20 protein-coding genes are annotated in these 18562 nt (G+C 71.9%); 4 read left to right on the forward strand and 16 right to left on the reverse strand.

Translation table 11 applies throughout. The annotated features are described in order from the left end of the window. Positions 1-31: 31 nt before the first annotated feature. The gene (locus FHX31_RS15280; protein ID WP_240322358.1) at positions 32-682 is read right to left on the reverse strand and encodes a fasciclin domain-containing protein; all 651 of its coding nucleotides are present in this window, start codon (positions 680-682) and stop codon (positions 32-34) included. 119 nt (positions 683-801) lie between these two features. Beyond that, complete coding sequence (locus tag FHX31_RS15285) at positions 802-1500, reverse strand: hypothetical protein (RefSeq protein WP_013286121.1); 699 nt, start codon at positions 1498-1500, stop codon at positions 802-804. 187 nt (positions 1501-1687) lie between these two features. Here FHX31_RS15285 and FHX31_RS15290 point away from each other — a divergent pair, with 187 nt between their 5' ends. Beyond that, positions 1688-2572, forward strand: a complete 885-nt coding sequence (locus FHX31_RS15290; protein ID WP_486481677.1) for an ABC transporter substrate-binding protein — start codon at positions 1688-1690, stop codon at positions 2570-2572. Positions 2573-2818: 246 nt separating this feature from the next. Here FHX31_RS15290 and tatC read toward each other — a convergent pair whose 3' ends face one another. The 5 genes from tatC to FHX31_RS15315 form a co-directional block, all read right to left on the reverse strand. Beyond that, a complete protein-coding gene (gene tatC / locus FHX31_RS15295) occupies positions 2819-3772 on the reverse strand; it encodes a twin-arginine translocase subunit TatC (protein ID WP_013286119.1) in 954 nt (317 codons plus the stop codon). Positions 3773-3793: 21 nt separating this feature from the next. Further along, positions 3794-4132 carry a Sec-independent protein translocase subunit TatA gene (gene tatA / locus FHX31_RS15300; RefSeq protein WP_013286118.1) on the reverse strand — a complete coding sequence of 113 codons (339 nt, stop codon included), beginning with the start codon at positions 4130-4132 and terminating at the stop codon, positions 3794-3796. A gap of 216 nt (positions 4133-4348) precedes the next feature. Continuing rightward, positions 4349-4597 (reverse strand): hypothetical protein, encoded by a 249-nt coding sequence (locus FHX31_RS15305; RefSeq protein WP_013286117.1) that lies wholly within the window; start codon positions 4595-4597, stop codon positions 4349-4351. 10 nt (positions 4598-4607) lie between these two features. Then, complete coding sequence (locus FHX31_RS15310) at positions 4608-5615, reverse strand: helix-turn-helix transcriptional regulator (RefSeq protein WP_013286116.1); 1008 nt, start codon at positions 5613-5615, stop codon at positions 4608-4610. Next, complete coding sequence (locus FHX31_RS15315; RefSeq protein WP_091328211.1) at positions 5612-6610, reverse strand: helix-turn-helix transcriptional regulator; 999 nt, start codon at positions 6608-6610, stop codon at positions 5612-5614. Before FHX31_RS15315 ends, FHX31_RS15310 begins: the two co-directional genes overlap by 4 nt. A gap of 104 nt (positions 6611-6714) precedes the next feature. Here FHX31_RS15315 and FHX31_RS15320 point away from each other — a divergent pair, with 104 nt between their 5' ends. Continuing rightward, positions 6715-7707, forward strand: coding sequence for a cation diffusion facilitator family transporter (locus tag FHX31_RS15320; protein ID WP_013286114.1), 993 nt, complete (start codon positions 6715-6717; stop codon positions 7705-7707). A 44-nt stretch (positions 7708-7751) separates the two neighbouring features. Then, complete coding sequence (locus tag FHX31_RS15325; protein WP_013286113.1) at positions 7752-8837, forward strand: DUF3866 family protein; 1086 nt, start codon at positions 7752-7754, stop codon at positions 8835-8837. Between the two features lie 12 nt (positions 8838-8849). On the opposite strand, the gene FHX31_RS15330 is transcribed toward FHX31_RS15325, so the two are convergent. Beyond that, positions 8850-9398, reverse strand: a complete 549-nt coding sequence (locus tag FHX31_RS15330; protein WP_013476945.1) for a carboxymuconolactone decarboxylase family protein — start codon at positions 9396-9398, stop codon at positions 8850-8852. 235 nt (positions 9399-9633) lie between these two features. Between FHX31_RS15330 and FHX31_RS15335 the strand changes: the two genes are divergently transcribed. Continuing rightward, positions 9634-10578 carry a hypothetical protein gene (locus tag FHX31_RS15335; protein ID WP_184976609.1) on the forward strand — a complete coding sequence of 315 codons (945 nt, stop codon included), beginning with the start codon at positions 9634-9636 and terminating at the stop codon, positions 10576-10578. A 12-nt stretch (positions 10579-10590) separates the two neighbouring features. On the opposite strand, the gene FHX31_RS15340 is transcribed toward FHX31_RS15335, so the two are convergent. The 8 genes from FHX31_RS15340 to arc all read right to left on the reverse strand — a co-directional run bounded on the left by FHX31_RS15340 (position 10591) and on the right by arc (position 18474). Beyond that, on the reverse strand, positions 10591-10809 hold the full coding sequence (locus FHX31_RS15340; RefSeq protein WP_013286110.1) for a hypothetical protein: 219 nt from the start codon (positions 10807-10809) through the stop codon (positions 10591-10593). A gap of 59 nt (positions 10810-10868) precedes the next feature. Continuing rightward, positions 10869-12227 carry a Pup--protein ligase gene (pafA, locus tag FHX31_RS15345; protein ID WP_013286109.1) on the reverse strand — a complete coding sequence of 453 codons (1359 nt, stop codon included), beginning with the start codon at positions 12225-12227 and terminating at the stop codon, positions 10869-10871. A gap of 146 nt (positions 12228-12373) precedes the next feature. Further along, entirely contained in the window at positions 12374-13207 is an 834-nt protein-coding gene (gene prcA, locus FHX31_RS15350) for a proteasome subunit alpha (RefSeq protein ID WP_013476947.1), read from the reverse strand. A 54-nt stretch (positions 13208-13261) separates the two neighbouring features. Then, on the reverse strand, positions 13262-14101 hold the full coding sequence (gene prcB / locus FHX31_RS15355; RefSeq protein WP_176739678.1) for a proteasome subunit beta: 840 nt from the start codon (positions 14099-14101) through the stop codon (positions 13262-13264). Next, positions 14020-14697, reverse strand: coding sequence for an endonuclease VII domain-containing protein (locus FHX31_RS15360; protein WP_332259023.1), 678 nt, complete (start codon positions 14695-14697; stop codon positions 14020-14022). Before FHX31_RS15360 ends, prcB begins: the two co-directional genes overlap by 82 nt. Beyond that, a complete protein-coding gene (locus FHX31_RS15365) occupies positions 14694-14900 on the reverse strand; it encodes a ubiquitin-like protein Pup (RefSeq protein WP_013286106.1) in 207 nt (68 codons plus the stop codon). Before FHX31_RS15365 ends, FHX31_RS15360 begins: the two co-directional genes overlap by 4 nt. 107 nt (positions 14901-15007) lie before the next feature. Next, positions 15008-16525, reverse strand: coding sequence for a depupylase/deamidase Dop (dop, locus tag FHX31_RS15370; RefSeq protein ID WP_402882475.1), 1518 nt, complete (start codon positions 16523-16525; stop codon positions 15008-15010). Between the two features lie 167 nt (positions 16526-16692). Next, a complete protein-coding gene (gene arc / locus FHX31_RS15375) occupies positions 16693-18474 on the reverse strand; it encodes a proteasome ATPase (RefSeq protein ID WP_013286104.1) in 1782 nt (593 codons plus the stop codon). Positions 18475-18562 lie beyond the last annotated feature (88 nt).

Raw genomic sequence — 18562 nt, forward strand, 5'->3', positions numbered from 1 at the left:
AGGGGGTGCCGGGCGCCGTGGCGGGGGTGGTTCAGGGGAGGTCGATCGGGCGCAGCACCCGGTCCACCGCGTGCGCGATCTGCTTGTTGCCCTTGTTGATGTCGTACCGCACCACCTTGGCGTTGCGGTCGCTGGTGTCGGCGTCGACCAGGCGCACCTCACGGCCGTACCAGCAGCGCTTCACGTCCACCTCGACGGTGGCGCCGAGCGCGGTGGTCAGGTCCGCGCCGTCGGCCTTCAGCGCCGCCTTCCGGTCGATCGTCGCGCCGGGCACGACGTGGTAGAGCAGGACGTCCTCCACGGTGTCCACGCCCAGGCCGGCGACCGCCTCGAACGCGGCCTTCTCACCGGGCAGCTTCTTCGCGGCGGTGATGTCCCGCACCAGCTCGCGGAACGCGTAGTCGTTCGGCACGAACGCGGTCAGCGCGACGGTGCCGTCGGTGAGCACCTTCACCGGCGAGTCCGGCTTGGCCTGCAGCACCGTCAGGACCGCCTTCGTGAGGACGTCGAAGTCCCGCGAGTTGCGGTCGAAGCCGCTCTTGTCGGCGGTGAGCACGGCGGCCAGCGACCGCGTACCCGGCTGCTTGGCACCGGCCTGGGCGGGCACGGCGACGGCGGTGGTGGCCACCGCCGCCGCGGTGGCGCCCACGGCCAGCCGGGCGGCGAGACGAGCGATGTTCATCGGGGAGCCTTTCGTCGAAGCGACCAGGTCCGTGACTGTCGTCACGACCATTGCTTCGCCCGGACCGTCCCCGGTGGATGCACCCGGATCGACCGACTTCGGATCGACGTCCCTGTGCCTCAGCGGACCACCAGCGGCTTGCTCACCGACGGCACGCCGTCGCCCTTGACCTTCAGCGACCAGTCCCCCGCCGCGCCCAGCGTCACCACCGTCTCGGCGGTGCCGTTGGCCCCGGCCTTCATCTCGGCGACCCGCTTGCCCTCGGGGTTGAGCACGTACAGCGTCCGGGCCCCGGCGGTCTTGTTCGTCACCTTGAACGCGATCTTCTCGCCGGGCTCGGCGATCAGGGCGTCCACGCCGGTCATCGCGTCGTCGGTCAGCTCGATCGTCACCGAGCGGTCGTAGGCCACCTCGGCGGCGGCGCTGGCGAGGTTGCCGTCGTCGGAGACGGTGATCTTGGTCCGGACGCCGTCGCCCTGCCGGCCCGGCTTGCAGGCCACCTCGTACGTGCCGGTCTGCAGCGAGGCGCGCAGGTCACCGGTACGGCCCGCCGGCACGTCCGCGACCTCGGCGATCACCTTGGTGAAGGCGTCGCCCTCTCGGCCGTAGACGTAGACCCCGGTGGCCTGCCGGCCCCGGTTGGTGACGGTGAAGGTGACGGTGCCCGGGGTGAACAGCGTGGTGGTGACCTCGCAGCTGGTGTCGGTGGCTGTCACCGGCACCTGCTGGCCTTTCGGCGCGGGCTCGTCGTCACCGCAGGCGGTGAGCGCGGTGGCCGCGCAGAGGACGGTCAGGACGGCGGCGGTACGGCTCTTCATCGGGCTCTCCGGTGCGCAGGTCAGACGGGCTGACCGGAACGGGGGCGCCGACGCACCCCGGCACACCGCCCGGGGGGCTCGGCGGAGTCAGCAGAGTCTAAGCGGGTACGGCGTCCCGGCAAGGCCCGAGGGCGATCCGATCTGCCCGCGCACCGGGGCGGTCCGCGCGACCGGCATGATGGCGGGCATGCGGCTGGTCTCCCTGCTCCCCTCCGCCACCGAGATCGCGTACGCGCTCGGCCTCGGCGACGACCTGGTCGGCGTCACCTTCGAGTGCGAGGTGCCCGCGCGCCACCGGTCGGGCACCACAGTGGTCGTCGGCGGCCGGGACACCCGGGGTATGAGTCCCGGCGACATCGACGCGTACGTCCGGGCGCAGGTCGCGGCCGGTGCAGACCTCTACACGCTGCACGCCGGCGCGCTGGCCGGGCTGGACCCGGACCTGATCCTCACCCAGGACCTGTGCCGCGTCTGCGCGCTGCCGTCCGGCCGGGTCGCCGACGCCGTGGAGCACCTGGGATGCCGGGCCGACGTGCTGTCGCTCGCCCCGTACACCCTGGACGACGTGCTGGAGTCGATCCGCGCGGTGGGCGCGGCGGCCCGGGTGCCGGACCGCGCGGAGGCGCTGGTCGACGGCCTGCGCGCCCGGCTCGCGGCGGTCGGCGCGGCGGTGGCGGGCCGGCCCCGGCCACGGGTCGCGGTTGTCGAATGGGTGGACCCGCCGTTCGGCGCCGGGCACTGGATCCCGGACCTCGTCGACGTCGCGGGTGGCGAACCGGTGGCCACCCATCGCGGCGCCCGGTCCACGCCTACCACCTGGGAGGCCCTGCGGGCCGCCCGCCCGGAGGTGGTGCTGGTGGCGCCGTGCGGGTTCCGTCTCGACGGCGCGGCCGAGCAGGCCGCCGCGGTGGCCGGGCGTTTCCCGGACGCGCAGGTGTGGGCGCTGGACGCGGACGGGCTGATCGTGCGCGCCGGCCCGCGCCTGGTCGACGGCGCCGAGACGATAGCCGCGATCCTGCACCCCGACGCGGTCCCCCCACCCCACCCCGAAGCAGCCCGCCACATCCCCTGACCACCCCGCCGCCCGCCCCGACCCCGTCGCCCCAGCCCCGTCGCCCCGGCCTCGTCGCCCCAGCCTCGTTGATCTTGCAGCCGCGGCCCGGTCAAGCCGCTCATATCGGGCATTCGAGGGGCACCAAGTCCATGATCGACGCGGGACAGGGCGTCAGCGTCCTCGGCGGGCGGCGGTGGGCGGCTGGGAAGACGCGGACGCCGTCCCCGTGAGGCGGGGACGGCGTCCGGCGGTGAGCGGGGTCGGTCAGGTCATGTCGTCGTAGCGGCGCTCGATCGGCTTCGGGGCGACGATCGGCTCGGGTGCGCCGATGGGCTCGGACGCCTCGATCCGGCCGCCGGCGGGCACCGGCTCGTCCGACAGGTCAAGCGGTGACACCTCGTCGTCGGCGATGCCGGCGTAGACCTCACGCCCGCGACCGCGCCGCTTGTCGTTGATGAACGCCACCCCCACCGCGGCGAAGTAGAGCGCGCAGAGGCAGATCGCCAGCGCGGTCATGCCGAACGGGTCGGGTGTCGGCGTGACCACGGCGGAGAACGCGAAGAACACGAACACCGCCACCCGCCACCAGCTCAGCAGCCGCTTGGCGCTGGCCAGGCCGACGAAGTTGAGCATCAGCACGATCAGCGGGAACTCGAACGCCACACCGAACAGCAGGATCAGGTTCGTGACGAACGATATGTAGCGGGTCACCTCGAGGTTGGTCGCGATGTCGTCGCCGGAGATGTCGAGCAGGAACTCGAGCCCCTTGGTGGTGACGAAGAACGCCAGCACCGCGCCGGCCGCGAACAGCGGGGCCGCCAGGGCGGTGAAGACGTACGCGTACCGCCGCTCGTGGCGGTGCAGGCCGGGCGCGATGAACGCCCAGAGCTGGTAGAGCCAGATCGGCGCGGCGATGATCAGGCCCACCCAGAGGCCGATCTTGAGGTTCAGCAGGAAGACGTCGGCGACGCCGAGCTGCACGAACTTGCACTTGCCCGTCGCCGCGTCGAACGACTGCGGCAGGTCGCAGTAGGGCTTGGACAGCAGCACCCGGACCGGCTCGGCCAGCCAGATGCCGAAGCCGAAGCCGACCAGGATCGCCAGCGACGCCCGGAACAGCCGGTTGCGCAGCTCACGGATGTGCTCGATGAGCGTCATCGAGCCGTCGGCCGCGCGCGCGAAGCTGCTCGGGCCGCGCTTCTTCAACCCGAAGGCCACGGTGGTTGAGGCCCTCTCGGATCAGTTCTCGCGGACGCGCTGCACCGGGTCGGCCGGCGGGGCCACGGGCTGCTGCGGCTGCGGCGCGTACGGCTGCTGCTGGGCGTACTGCTGCTGGCCCTGGGCGTACGGCTGCTGCTGCACGTGCCCCTGCTGCGGCGGGAGCGGCTGGTAGCCGGACTGCGCGTCGGCCTTCTCGGCGAGATCGCGGTCGTCGTCGTGCAGGCTCTTGGTCTCGGCCTTGATGATCCGCAGCGAGCGGCCCAGCGAGCGGGCCGCGTCGGGGAGCCGCTTCGCGCCGAACAGCAGGATCAGCACGACCACGAGTACGGCGATGTGCCACGGCTTGAGGGCACCCATGGGAAGCTCCAGTCGCTCTGTGTCGGTGAGGGTGGGTCGTCGCCCATCGTACGTGTGTCGCAGCGGCTTGCCACCCCCGCGGGCCTGCTCGTGCGGGCCCGATCGGTGAAGTTTCGACCAACCCGAAGTGTCCCGTCAACCGTCCAGGTCCGCGCATTTCTGCGCGCAACCGCCCGGGAACGCGCAGCCGACGCTCACCGGGCCGATCGGCGTCGATCAGTCGCCGCGCTTGGCCTTGATCAACATGATCCGCTCCTGCGCGACCGCCGCCCGCTCCTGGAGCGACTCGGCCCGCGCCTGCAACTGCTCGGCGGCCGACCGCAGCGACTCGGCCTCGACCGCCCGGCGCTGCAACGCCAGCGCGGAACGGCGCAGCCCCGGCAGGCGGCTCACCACCGGACGGATCGCCAGGGCCAGTACGACCAGCGCGAACACCACGACCCCGAGCACGATCCACGTCACCACGGCGGTCAGCCTATCGGGTGCCGCCGACGGCTGCCGGGTCGGCGCTGCCGGCCGGGGTGGCGTACGCGTCGAGCGCGGCCACGGCCTGGGCGCGTACCTGCTCGGCCAGCTCGGCCGGGGCCACGACTGTGACCTCCGGGCCCAGCCCGAGCACGAACCGCCGGGCCCACCCGAGGTCGGTGACGCGCAGCGACACCAGCCACTGCTCGCCGTCGGCCTCGACCCGCTCGCACGGATAATATTCGGTGATCCACCGCTCGCCCCGGCCGATCCGCAGCGTGATCAGCGGCAGGTCCGCCGACGGGCGGAACACGCCGTCGCTGAGATCGTGCGGGCGGGCCTGCGGCGGCACCACCGCCTGCTCCGGCAGCTCGGTCACCGCGTCGATCCGGTCGGCCCGGAACAGGCGTACCCCCTCGGCGCGGCGGCACCACGCCTCCACGTACGCCCGGCCGCCGACCATCAGCATCCGCAGCGGGTCGATGGTGCGTTCGGTGGTCTCGTCCCGCGCCGGGGTGTAGTACGTGATCCGCAGCGCCCGGCCGCGCTCGACGGCGGCGCGCAGCTCGCGTACCCGGGCGCTGTCGCCGGGCAGGCGGACCTCGACCGGCGCGCCGGCCAGGTCACCGGCGGCATTCTCGATCTTGGCGAGCGCCCGTTCGACCGCCTCCCGGTTGGCCACGCCGGGCGTCTCGGCGATCATCCGCAGCGCCACCACCAGGGCCAGGGCCTCGTCCGGGGTCAGCCGCAGCGGGCGGTCGATCCCGGCGTCGTAGGTGATGGTGACCCGGTCGCCGTCGAACGCCATGTCGATCAGGTCGCCGGGGCCGTAGCCGGGCAGCCCGCACACCCAGAGCAGTTCCAGGTCCTCCCGGAGCTGCTTCTCGGTCACTCCGAGGTCGTGCGCCGCCTCGGCGATCTCGATGCCGGGGCGGGCCAGCAGGTAGGGCACCAGGTTGAGCAGCCGGGCCAGCCGGTCGGCGGAGGCACGGCCCGCGCGGGACGCCGGGCGGGTCACCGGGCACCTCCGGTCACTGCCAGCTCGTCGTGCCGGGCGGCGACCTCCTTGAGCCGCTGGATGACCGCCTCCCGCACCTCCGGTGGCTCCAGGACCCGGACGTCCGGGCCGTACCCGACGATCTGGCCGGCCAGGTAGTCGGCGTCGGCGTACGGCAGCACCAGCCGGTCGCCGTCGGGGCCGGCCTGGCACTCGACGGCCCAGCGGCGCAGCCCGGCGGCGCGGCCCGGCGTGGCCAGCACCGTGGCCCGGCCGGTGCGTTCCACCGGCCCGGACCAGCGGGCCACATGGCTGATCAGGTCGACCCCGGCGGGCGGCTCGTAGGCGCCCGGCTCGCCGGTCGCCCGGACCGTGCCGACCACCCGCGACAGCCGGAAACAGCGGGTCGCCGCCCGGTCCAGGTCGTGGCCGACGACGTACCACCGGCCGCGCCAGCAGACCACGCCCCACGGTTGCACCCGGCGGCGGGTGGGCGCGTCCCGGTCCGGCACGCGGTAGTCGAAGCTGACCTCGCGCCGGTCCCGCGCGGCGGCGGTGAGCGGCGCGAACGCCGGGTCGACGGTGACCATCGGCTCCAGGCCCAGCGTCGCCTGCGGGTCGACGTCGATGCCGGCGGCGCGCAGCTTCGCCAGCCCCGACGACGCGGCGGCGGCCAGCCCGGCGTGCTGCCACAGCCGGGCGGCGATGCCCACGGCCGCGGCCTCGTCCGGTTCGAGCGGGATGTCGGGCAGCGCGTACGCGCGCGGCGCGATCCGGTAGCCCGGCTCGGCGTCGAAGACGCTCGCCGTGCCCGTCTCCAGCGGCACGCCCAGCTCACGCAGCTCGGCCTTGTCGCGCTCGAACTTGCGCTGGAACGCCTCGTGGTCCTTGGCGTCCTCCGGGTCGTGCTCGTAGCCGGGCACGGTCGCGGCGATCTGCGCGGCGGTCAGGAAGCGTCGCGTCGACAGCAGGCAGATCACCAGGTTGACCAGGCGTTCGGTACGGGTCCGGGACACGCCCAAACGCTAGCAGCCCGCGCGTCGGGCGCGGGCACCCGCGCGGCGCGGCGCGGGGGTCTTCCCACCCGGCGGCGGGCATCGACCGGTCATAGGGTGATCGCATGGCGGAACCGGAGGTCAAGACCGAGAGCGTCGGCACTGTCGTGGTGGCCGGCGCGGCGAACCTCGCCATCGCGGTCGCCAAGCTGGTAGCGGGCCTGATCTCGGGCTCCGCGGCGATGCTCTCCGAGGCCGCCCACTCGCTCGCCGACACCACCACCGAGGTGCTGCTCTACCTGGCGCTGCGCCGCGGCGCGCGGCCCGCCGACACCCGGCACCCCTTCGGGTACGGCAAGGAGAGCTACGTCTGGGCGTTCCTCGCCGCGCTGTTCACCTTCGTCGCCGGTGCGGGCTTCGCCGTCACGCACGGCGTCACCACCATCCTGGTGCACGAGCACAGCGGCGAATACCTCGTCGCGTACGTGGTGCTGGCGGTCTCCTTCGCGATCGAGTCGGTGTCGCTGGCCCGGGCGGTCCGGCAGGTGCGCGGCGAGTCACGCCGCTGGGGCACCACCCCGCGCCGCTACCTGCGCCTGACCGCCGACACCACCGTCAAGGCCGTCTTCCTGGAGGACAGCGCCGCGCTGATCGGCCTGCTGATCGCCGCCGGCGGGCTCACCCTGTCGCACCTGACCGGCGACGAACTGTACGACGGCGTCGCCTCGATCCTCATCGGCGTACTGCTGCTGGTGGTCGCCGTCGTGCTGGCCCGCAGCAACATCTCGCTGCTGGTCGGCCGCTCCGTCTCCGACCGGCTGCACCGGCGCATCGAGCGGGAGCTGACGGACGTGCCGACGGTGGACCACGTCGACACCCTGATGACCATGTTCCTCGGTCCCGACGACATCCTCGTCGCCGCCAAGGTCGACTTCCGTGACGACGCCACCGGCGCCGACATCGAGGCCGCCGCCGACGAGGCCGAACGCCGGCTGACCGGGCACTTCCCGGAGATCGCGTACGTCTTCCTCGACCCCACCCGGTCCGGTTCGGCCGGCCGGACCGCCCGCACCACCCAGGACGAGGCGGGCCGCCCGGTCGACGACCGGAACCCCTGACCCGCCCGGGGGCCGTCCCGGCGGCGGCCGATACGGTGCACCGCATGGTGCGATGGCGGTCCGGCACGGTCACGGCGGTACGGCGACGGTGGGCCGGCGCTGTCGAACTCGACGTCGACCTGCCCGACGGCGCCCGGATGCGCGCCCTGGCCTACCCGGCCCTGGTCGGCGAGCCCGAACCCGGCGACCGGGTGCTGCTCAACGCCGGCGCGCTGCTGATGGGCCTCGGCACCGGCGGCTACGCGCTGGTCGTGGCGCTGCCCGACCGGCTGCCGCCGGACCCGCCGCAGGCCGGTGACAGCCGCGACGCCGGGCACCTGGTCAAGGCCCGCTACACGCCGCTGCAACCGATCCTGCTCGGCGTGGACGAGGAGGCGTCGCCGCACCACGACCGGCTGGCCGCCGCGGACTCGGTCGACGGCATGCCGGTGGTCACCGCCGATCTGCACTCCGCGCTGCCGGCGATCCTGGCCGGTGTACGCGCCGACGCGCCCGACGCCCGGGTCGCGTACGTGTTGACCGACGGTGGCGCGCTGCCGGCCTGGTTCTCCCGTACCCTGGCCGGGCTGTCCGGGCACCTCGCCGGCACGGTCAGCGTGGGCCAGGCGTTCGGCGGTGACCTGGAGGCGAGCACACTGCACAGCGGCCTGCTCGCCGCCCGGCACGTGCTCGACGCCGACCTGACGATCGTCGCCCAGGGGCCGGGCAACCTCGGCACCGGCACCCGCTGGGGCTTCTCCGGCGTCGCGGTCGGCGAAGCCGTGAACGCGGTCGCCACGCTGGGCGGGCGCCCGGTCGGCTCGCTGCGCATCTCCGACGCCGACGCCCGCCCCCGGCACCGTGGCGTCTCCCACCACAGCCTGACCGCGTACGGCCGGGTCGCGCTGGCCCCCGCGGAGCTGGTCGTGCCGGACGGCCTCGCCCCCGGCCTGGCCGCGGAGGTCGCCGCGGCGCTGACGCCGCTGGCCGACCGGCACCGCATCGTCACGGTGCCTGCCGACGGCCTCGACGCGGCGCTGCGGGCCACCCCGGTCGGCCTGTCCACGATGGGCCGGGGCCTGGACGCCGACCACGCCTACTTCCTGGCCGCCGCCGCCGCCGGCCGGTACGCGGCCCGCCTGCTCGGCTGAGCCGCGCCGCCGTCAGATCGCCAGGTAACCGTTCGCGACGAGGTGGTCGGCGGCTCGCGCGTACGCCTCGGGATCCCGCGGCGTCCAGGTGCCCAGACCGTCGACGTAGCGGTTGAACATGCAGAACGCGGCGGCGATCAGCACCGTGTCGTGGATCTCCAGGTCGGTGGCGCCCTCCGCGCGGGCCGCCTCGACCAGTTCGGTGGTGACCTCCCGGCCGCTGCGGCGCACCGCGGCGGCGATGTGCAGCAGTGCCCGCAGCCTGGCGTCGACCGGGGCCGTGCCGACGTCCGCGCGCACCTGGTCGACCAACGGCATCCCGGCGGGCAGCTGCGCGGCGGCGAACGCCGCGTGCGACGAGCAGCAGAAGTCGCAGTCGTTGAGGCCGGAGACGTACGCCGCGATCAGCTCCCGCTCGCCCGGCGTCAGCGTGGGATGCGGCGCGCGCAGCAGCACCTCCGCCAGCTCGCCCAGCGGCTTCGCCGTATCCGGCCGGAACCGCAACGGCCCCCGAATGCCCGGATGTGCCTTCTCGTCCAGCCCGAGATCGATGTGTGCGATGACGTCACGCTCCCTGTCCGTGCCGGCGGTGCCGGCGGCCTCGCCGTCCAGAGTGCCGTCACCGCCGGCGCCGGAGAAGACGCCGGAGACAGGTCAGCATGATGGAAGAACCAGGGCCCTGCCCGGCCTCCCCATACTTGCCGGGTACTCGACTCCGGCCCCACCACTCCCCACTGACAGGCGTCGTTCCCGGCTGCCCGGGGAACGCGTGCGGCCGCCGTTTAGGAGGCCCCTCATGGCACTGCGACAGTTCCCGGACGCGACCCCCGACGCCGGGATCTCCCCCCATCGCCCCCGGCACCGGCTCCGACTCGCCCTGGTCAGCGCGGCAGCCGGCGTGCTGCTGGCCGTCCTGTGGTCGTTCGAGCTGGTCGACAAGGTCATCGGCGACAACGTCGCGAACACCGTGCTGGGCCACGACGCCAAGGAGACCGCCATCACCGGCACCGTCGCCGGATTGCTCTTCGCCTTCGTCTCCGGCTTCGCCGGCACCTTCACCGCCTGCAACATCGCCGTCGCGGCCTCGGTCGGGCCGATGAGCCAGGTCTCCGGCGCCGACCCGGCCGGTGGCACCCGGCAGGCGCTGCGTGCCCTGCTGCGCCCGGTCGGCTGGCTGACCCTCGGCATGGTCGCCGTCTCGGCGAGCTACGGCATCGTCGGCGTGCTGGCCGGCGACCGGCTGCCCCAGCTGTCCACCGACGTGGTCGGCGGCGTCCCGGTACGCCTCATCCAGTCGTCGGTCGTCTTCGGCGTCATCGGACTCGCCCTGACCTACCTCGGACTCGCCGCGCTCAAGCTGGTGCCGGACGTCTTCGCGCACCGGCCCGTCGCCCGGGTGGTGACGATCGGCGCGCTCGTCGGCGGTTTCCTCGTCGGCCGGCCCTACCCGATGTTCAACAAGCTGTTCCACTGGGCCGTCGACACCGGCAACCCGCTCTACGGAGCGCTGGCGTTCACGCTCCAGTCGCTGGGCAACATCGTGCTCGTCACAGTCGTCTTCGCGGTCGCCGTGGCGATCAGCCGGGGACGCTTCCTCGCATGGATGGCCGACCCCCGCCGCGCCGCCGTGGTCACCGGAGCGCTGCTCGTCGCGCTCGGCGTCTTCACAGTCGTCTACTGGGACGTGCGGGTGCCTGCGCTGTTCGGCTTCGGCTGGTTCCCCCGGATGCCGTACAACTGACCGGCCCGGAACTCAGCCGAGGAACAGGATCAGCCCGAGCCAGGCGCCCACGATCAGCACCAGCGCCGCCGCCAGCACCCAGGTCGGCACCGTGTAGTCGCCGCGCCTGTTGCGCTCGATCTCGGCGCGGATCTTCTCCCGCCGGCGGTCGATCCAGTTGAGCTTCTCGGTGCCGTCACGGTCCGAGGACGTCTCGCGGCCGGACCCACCGGCGGATTCGGAAGTGTTCATCGCGACGCCAGCGTACCTGTGGACGGGCGGCCGGTGCCGGGCACCGGCCGCCCGCACGATCACATGCTGGCGATCAGCCGCTCCACCCGCTCGTCGTAGGCCCGGAACGGGTCCTTGCACAGCACCGTGCGCTGCGCCTGGTCGTTCAGCTTCAGGTGCACCCAGTCCACGGTGAAGTCGCGCCGCTTCTCCTGGGCGTGGCGGATGAACTCGCCGCGCAGCCGCGCCCGGGTCGTCTGCGGCGGCGTCTCCTTCGCCTCGAAGATCTCCGGGTCGGTGGCCACCCGGTCCACCTCACGACGGCGCTCCAGCAGCCCGTACAGGCCGCGCCCGCGCCGCAGGTCGTGGTAGGCCAGGTCCATCTGCGCCACCCGCGGGTGCGACAGCGGCAGGTCGTGCTTGCGCTGGTAACGCTCGATCAGCTTCAGCTTGGTGACCCAGTCGATCTCGCGGGCCACCGGGTCCAGGTCGCCGGTCTCGACCGCGCGCAGCACCCGGCCCCACAGGTCGACCACCCGCTTCGCGGTCTGGTCGCCGCCCCGGCGCTCCACGAACTCCGTCGCCTTGGCCAGGTATTCCTGCTGGATCTCCAGCGCCGAGACCTCCTTGCCGGAGGCCAGCCGCACCTTGCGCCGGCCGGTGATGTCGTGCGACACCTCGCGGATGGCCCGGATCGGGTTCTCCAGTGTCAGGTCGCGCATCACCACGCCGGCCTCGATCATCCGCAGCACGATGTCGGCGGTGCCGACCTTCAGCAGCGTGGTGACCTCGTTCATGTTCGAGTCACCGACGATCACGTGCAGCCGGCGGTAGCGCTCGGCGTCCGCGTGCGGCTCGTCGCGGGTGTTGATGATCGGCCGGCTGCGGGTGGTCGCCGACGAGACACCCTCCCAGATGTGCTCGGCCCGCTGGGACAGGCAGTAGACAGCGCCGCGCGGCGTCTGCAGCACCTTGCCCGCGCCGCAGATCAACTGCCGGGTGACCAGGAACGGGATGAGCACGTCGGCGAGCCGGCCGAACTCGCCGTGCCGGGACACCAGATAGTTCTCGTGGCAGCCGTACGAGTTGCCGGCCGAATCGGTGTTGTTCTTGAACAGGTAGATCTCGCCCGCGATGCCCTCGTCGTGCAGCCGCTTCTCCGCGTCGACGAGCAGGCCCTCCAGGATCCGCTCACCGGCCCGGTCGTGTGCCACCAGGTCGGTCACCGAGTCGCACTCCGGAGTCGCGTACTCCGGGTGCGAACCGACGTCGAGATAGAGGCGGGCGCCGTTGCGCAGGAACACGTTGCTCGACCGGCCCCACGACACCACCCGCCGGAACAGGTACCGCGCGACCTCGTCGGGGGACAGTCGGCGTTGCCCGCGATAGGTGCAGGTGACGCCGTACTCGGTTTCGAGGCCGAAGATTCGCCGCTCCATGATGAGACATTAGCCGCCCGGAGCCTCCGATGGGCAGCGCCGACGCTCGCCGCTTGCGATCTCCCCCACGCAGATCGGCGAGGTGGCGGCATCCGTACGCGAAAAACCCCGCCACCTCGGCGAGGTGGCGGGGTCCGCGACGGTCGTCACTCGGCGGGCTTGTCCTCCGCGTTGCCCTCCAGATCGGCCGAACCCGCCGACGTGGTCGGCTTCTTCGCCTCCTCCGTCGGCACGGTCGGCGTCTTCGCCCGGCCCGGCGCGGGCGCGGTGTCGGCCTCGGCGTCGCCCTCCAGCAGCGCGGTGAGCGCCGCGCCGGTCACCCGCCGGAACGTACGCCCCACCCGGCGCCGGTCCAGGACCGCCACCTCCAGCTGGTTCGCGGCGATCGTGCGGGCCGCCCCGCCCTCGCCGCCGACGCTGCTCAGCGCCTTCATGGCGGCGCGGACCGCCTCCGACAGCGACATCTCCGGCCGGTGCTCGTTCTTCAGCACCCCGCTGATCGCCTCCGCCTGTCCGCCCATCGCCATCCGGCCCGGCTCGTCGTTCACCGAGCCGTCGTAGGTCACCCGGTAGAGGGAGTCGTCCTCGGCGGTGGCGCCCACCTCGGCCACACAGATCTCCACCTCGAACGGCTTCGACTGCTCCGTGAAGATCGCGCCCAGCGTCTGCGCGTACGCGTTGGCGAGCGCCAGGCCGGTCACGTCCCGGCGGTCGTAGCTGAGCCCGTTGAGGTCGGCCATCCGCACGCCCGCGCGGCGCAGGTTCTCGAACTCGTTGTACCGGCCGACAGCGGCGAAGCCGATCCGGTCGTAGATCTCGCTGACCTTGTGCAGCGTGCTGGACAGGTTCTCGGCGACGAAGAGCACCCCGCCCTCGTAGCTCAGGACCACCGCGCTGCGGCCCCGGGCGATGCCCTTGCGGGCCAGCTCGGAGCGGTCGCGCATGATCTGCTCGGGCGAGGCGTAGAACTGCATGGCCACGGCGGCGGTTCTCCTTCTGCGGGACTGCTGACTCGGTGGACGGTGGGAGCGGCCTCAGCCGCCGGGGTTCTCCATCCGGCCGGACACCACGCTCTCCGCGATCGCCGCCGTCTCGGCGTCGGTGAGCCGGTGGGTGCCCTCGGCGGTCGCGGTCATCACGACCGGGTAGATCCGCCGGGTCAGGTCGGGGCCGCCGGTGGCGGTGTCGTCGTCCGCCGCGTCGTAGAGCGCCTCGACCGCCAGCCGCGTCGCGTCCTCGACCGACAGGCCGGCCCGGAACCGCTTCTTCAGCGCGGACTTGGCGAACAGCGAACCGGAGCCGATGGCGTCGTAACCGGTCTCCTCGTACGGGCCGCCGGTCACGTCGAAGCTGAAGATCCGCCCGGCCCGCTGCGGGTCGCTCGCGGCCAGGTCGAAGCCGGCGAACAGCGGGATCACGGCGAGGCCCTGCATGGCCGCGCCCAGGTTGCCGCGGATCATCGACGCCAGCCGGTTGGCCTTGCCGTCGAGCGAGAGCATCGCGCCCTCGATCTTCTCGTAGTGCTCCAGCTCCACCTGGAACAGTCGCATCAGCTCGATGCCGATGCCGGCGGTGCCCGCGATGCCGACGAGCGAGTACGCGTCGGCCGGGTGCACCTTCTCGATGTCGCGCTGGGCGATCAGGTTGCCCATCGTGGCGCGCCGGTCGCCGGCCATGACCACACCGCCGGCGGCCGAGATGGCCACGATGGTGGTCGCGTGCGGCGCCATGTCGGCGGCCATGCCGGGCGGCAGCGGCCGACGGCCGGGCAGCATCTCGGGGGCCACCTTGCTCAGGAACGCTGTGAAGGAGGACGTCCCCGCGTTGGTGAACACATCTGGAAGACGCCCGGATGGATCAAAACCCGCTGCCACGTGGTTCCTCTCAGGTACGTGATCGCCCTGGCCAGGACGTCGGAGTCATCCTTGAACTGACCAAGACCACCGTTGCAGTTGAAGCAGAGTATCCCGCGCACCCATCCGGTGCGATGATCGTGGTCCAGATGTTCCGGATCGGGGCGCCGGCAGATCGCGCAGACGCCGCCCTGCTCGGCCAGGAGCTCCTGGAACTCCTTCTCCCCGACCCCGTACCGACGGCGCAGGTGGTACTCGCGATTGCCACCGTAGAGCCGCTGCTTGCTCTCGTTACCACGCGCGATGTGGCACGGCTTGCAGTAGCTGTGCCGACCGCTGGCGTTGGTCGTTCGGGGGAAATCGTCTACGGGCTTGATCTGCTCGCAGTCGGGGCACCACTTGAGGCCGTCCGCTACCGGCACGGCAGCCCTTCGCTGCGGCGCGATGCCACGTTTCCGGCGACTCGCCTCTGAGCGAGCAGCGGCACACGTCTTGCAGTAGAACGCCAGACCGTCTGGACGACGCCGATTACGGTGGAACGCCGACGCGGGAAGCGAGCGGCGACACTGGGGGCAAAGCTTGTCCGAAGCCTCTGGCAAATCGGACATAAGCCTCATTGACCCCCCTTCTGCACATATCCCCTCACGAATTCCTCGGCGTTCTCCTCCAGGACGGAGTCGATCTCGTCGAGCAGGTCGTCCACGTCCTCGGTGATCTCGGCGTGCCGCTCGGCCACCTCGGGGTTGGCCTCCGCGGTGACCTCCTCGACCTCCTCGCGGGACTTGCCGGACTGGGTCTGCCCACCCTCTTGCGTCGCCATGGTGGTGCCTCCTCCACGATCGCCTGCGATCAACTTACCTCGCGGGAGCGACGAAAGGCCCGTCGCGTGCCCGTTTCCGGCACCCGGCGGGCCTTCCGGCATCGGGGTCACCCGCCGGTGAGCGTCTCCAGCAGATCCTTCGCGCTCTCGCACCGGTCGAACAGCTCGCCGACGTGCGCGCGGGTGCCCCGCTCGGGCTCCATCATCGGCACCCGGACCAGCGACTCCCGGCCCACGTCGAAGATGACCGAGTCCCAGCTCGCGGCGACCACCTCCGAGGCGTACCGGTCCAGGCAGCGGCCCCGGAAGTAGGCCCGCGTGTCCTCCGGCGGCTCGGTCATCGCGGTGCGCGTCTGCTCGTCGGTGAGCAGCGTCTTCATCGAGCCGCGCTGCACCAGCCGGTGGTAGAGGCCCTTCTCCAGCCGCACGTCGGAGTACTGGAGGTCGACCAGTTGCAGCTTGTGCGAGCCCCAGGCGAGCTTCTCCCGCTCCCGGTAGCCCTCCAGCAACCGCAGCTTGGCCACCCAGTCCAGCTCGTCGGCGCACTCGAACGCGTCCCGGCCGAGCCGGTCCAGCACGCTCTCCCAGCGGCGCAGCACGTCGGCGGTCTGCGCGTCCACGTCCTTGCCCTGGCGGTCGTCCACGAAGGAGCTCACCCGCTCCAGGTACGCCCACTGCACGTCCAGCGCGGTGAGCCTGCGGCCGTCGCGCATCCGCATCAGGTGCTTGAGCGACGGATCGTGGCTGACCGCGCGCAGCTCGGCCACCGGGTCGGCGATGCCCAGGTCCGCGCCGAGCGCCTTCTCCTCGATCATGGCGAGGATCAGCGAGGTGGTGCCGACCTTGAGGAACGTGGAGATCTCGGAGAGGTTGGCGTCGCCGATGATGACGTGCAGCCGGCGGTACTTGTCGGCGTCGGCGTGCGGCTCGTCCCGCGTGTTGATGATGGGCCGCTTGAGCGTCGTCTCCAGTCCCACCTCGACCTCGAAGAAGTCGGCCCGCTGGGAGATCTGGAAACCGCTCTGGCCGCCGTCCTGGCCGATGCCGACCCGCCCGGCGCCGCAGACGATCTGCCGGGTGACGAAGAACGGCGTCAGGTACGCCACGATGTCGGCGAACGGCGTCTGCCGGCGCATCAGGTAGTTCTCGTGCGCGCCGTAGCTGGCGCCCTTGTTGTCGGTGTTGTTCTTGTACAGGTGGATCGGGTGGGTGCCCGGGATGGTCGCGGCGCGGCGGGACGCCTCGGCCATCACCCGCTCCCCCGCCTTGTCCCACCGCACCACGTCGAGGGGGTTTGTGACCTCGGGTGTGGAGTACTCCGGGTGCGCGTGGTCGACGTAGAGGCGGGCGCCGTTGGTGAGTATGACGTTGGCGAGCCCGAGATCCTCGTCGGCGAGCGCCTCGGCCGGGTCGTACGCGGCGCCGGAGTACGTGAACCCCCGGGCGTCGCGCAGTGGCGACTCCTCCTCGTAGTCCCAGCGGGCCCGGCCGCCCCGGTTGAGTTCCGGCCGCGCCCCGTAGGCGTTGACCACCTGGGAGGAGGTGACCATCGGGTTGGCTCCGGCCTGACCGGGCACGGAGATGCCGTACTCGACCTCGGTGCCCATGATCCGTCTAACGCTCATCGACCTGCCCGCTCCGCTCGCCGTCCCGGTCCCCGTCACGTCGAGCGTAGTCGGCGTGACGCGCCGAGGGGGCGTGGCGGCAGCGCCGGGTCCGGTGTGGCGGCTTCCCCGGGTACGCGCGAAGGCCCGTGGCGCGTAGGCCACGGGCCTTCGTCGAGGGGGTCGGACTATAGGTACTGGCCGGTGTTGCTGGCGGTCTCGATGGACCGTCCGGCCTCGGCGCCCTTGCCGCCGGAGACGAGCGTGCGGATGTAGACGATCCGCTCGCCCTTCTTGCCGGAGATGCGGGCCCAGTCGTCGGGGTTGGTGGTGTTGGGCAGGTCCTCGTTCTCGCGGAACTCGTCGACGCAGGCGTCGAGCAGGTGCTGCAGGCGCAGACCCTTGCGGCCGGAGGTGAGGAACTCCTTGATGGCCATCTTCTTGCCCCGGTCGACGATGTTCTGGATCATCGCGCCGGAGTTGAAGTCCTTGAAGTAGAGGACTTCCTTGTCACCGTTGGCGTAGGTGACCTCGAGGAACCGGTTCTCCTCGGTCTCGGAGTACATCCGCAGGACCACCGCGTCGATCATCGCCGCGACCGTGGCCTGGGCGTCGCCGCCGTGTTCGGCCAGGTCGTCGGCGTGCAGCGGCAGGCCGGCGAGGATGTACTTGGAGAAGATGTCCTTCGCCGCCTCGGCGTCCGGCCGCTCGATCTTGATCTTCACGTCGAGCCGGCCGGGGCGCAGGATCGCCGGGTCGATCATGTCTTCCCGGTTGGAGGCGCCGATGACGATGACGTTCTCCAGGCCCTCGACGCCGTCGATCTCGCTGAGCAGCTGCGGGACGATGGTGTTCTCCACGTCGGAGGAGACGCCGGAGCCGCGGGTGCGGAACACCGAGTCCATCTCGTCGAAGAACACGATCACCGGAGTGCCCTCACCGGCCTTCTCCCGCGCCCGCTGGAAGATCAGCCGGATGTGCCGCTCGGTCTCGCCGACGTACTTGTTGAGCAGCTCGGGGCCCTTGATGTTGAGGAAGAAGCTGGTGTGCCGATCCTTGCCCTCCCGCTCGGCGATCTTCTTGGCCAGCGAGTTCGCCACCGCCTTGGCGATGAGCGTCTTGCCGCAGCCGGGCGGGCCGTAGAGCAGGATGCCCTTCGGCGGCCGGAGCTGGTGCTCACGGAACAGGTCGGAGTGCAGGAAGGGCAGTTCCACCGCGTCGCGGATCTGCTCGATCTGCGCCTGGAGGCCACCGATGTCCTCGTAGTCGACGTCGGGCACCTCCTCCAGGACCAGCTCCTCGACCTCGCTCTTCGGGATCCGCTCGTACGCGTACGCCGAGCGGGGCTCGATCATGAGCGAGTCGCCGGCCCGGATCGCGCTGCCGATCAGGGTCTCGGCGAGGTGCACGATGCGCTCCTCGTCGGAGTGCGAGACCACGAGTGCCCGGTCACCCGGAGCGCCCTCGGGGCCCGCCAGGATCTCCTTGAGCATCACCACCTCGCCGACCCGCTCGTAGCCGAACGCGTCGACGATGTTGAGCGCGTCGTTGAGCAGGACCTCCTGGCCCCGGCGCAGCTCGTCGACCTCCAGCGAGGGCGAGACGGCCACCCGGAGCTTGCGCCCGCCGGTGAACACGTCCACCGTGCCGTCGTCGTGCTTGGCCAGGAAGACGCCGTAGCCACTCGGCGGCTGGGCGAGCCGGTCGATCTCCTCCTTGAGCGTCACGATCTGCGCGCGAGCCTCCTTGAGGGTGCTCACGAGCCGCTCGTTGTTCTCGGTCAGCCGCGCCAACTGTGCCTGGGTGGCCGCCAGCCGCTCTTCGAGCTGCCGGACGTGTCGAGGGCTTTCGGTCAACTTGCGCCGCACCAGAGCGAGTTCCTCTTGCAGGAACGCGACCTGCGTGGAGAGATCGTGGGCTTCCTTTTCCCACCGTGCGGCGCGCGAGTCCGCGTCGTCGCTGCGTGCCACGTCCCACCTCCCCGGGGGGCTTGAACGTTCTGACCTAACACTAGCCGCTATGAGCCCGATTCGGTCCACAGCAACGCGCTCGTCACCG

The organism is Micromonospora sp. CNZ286 (assembly GCF_014207755.1).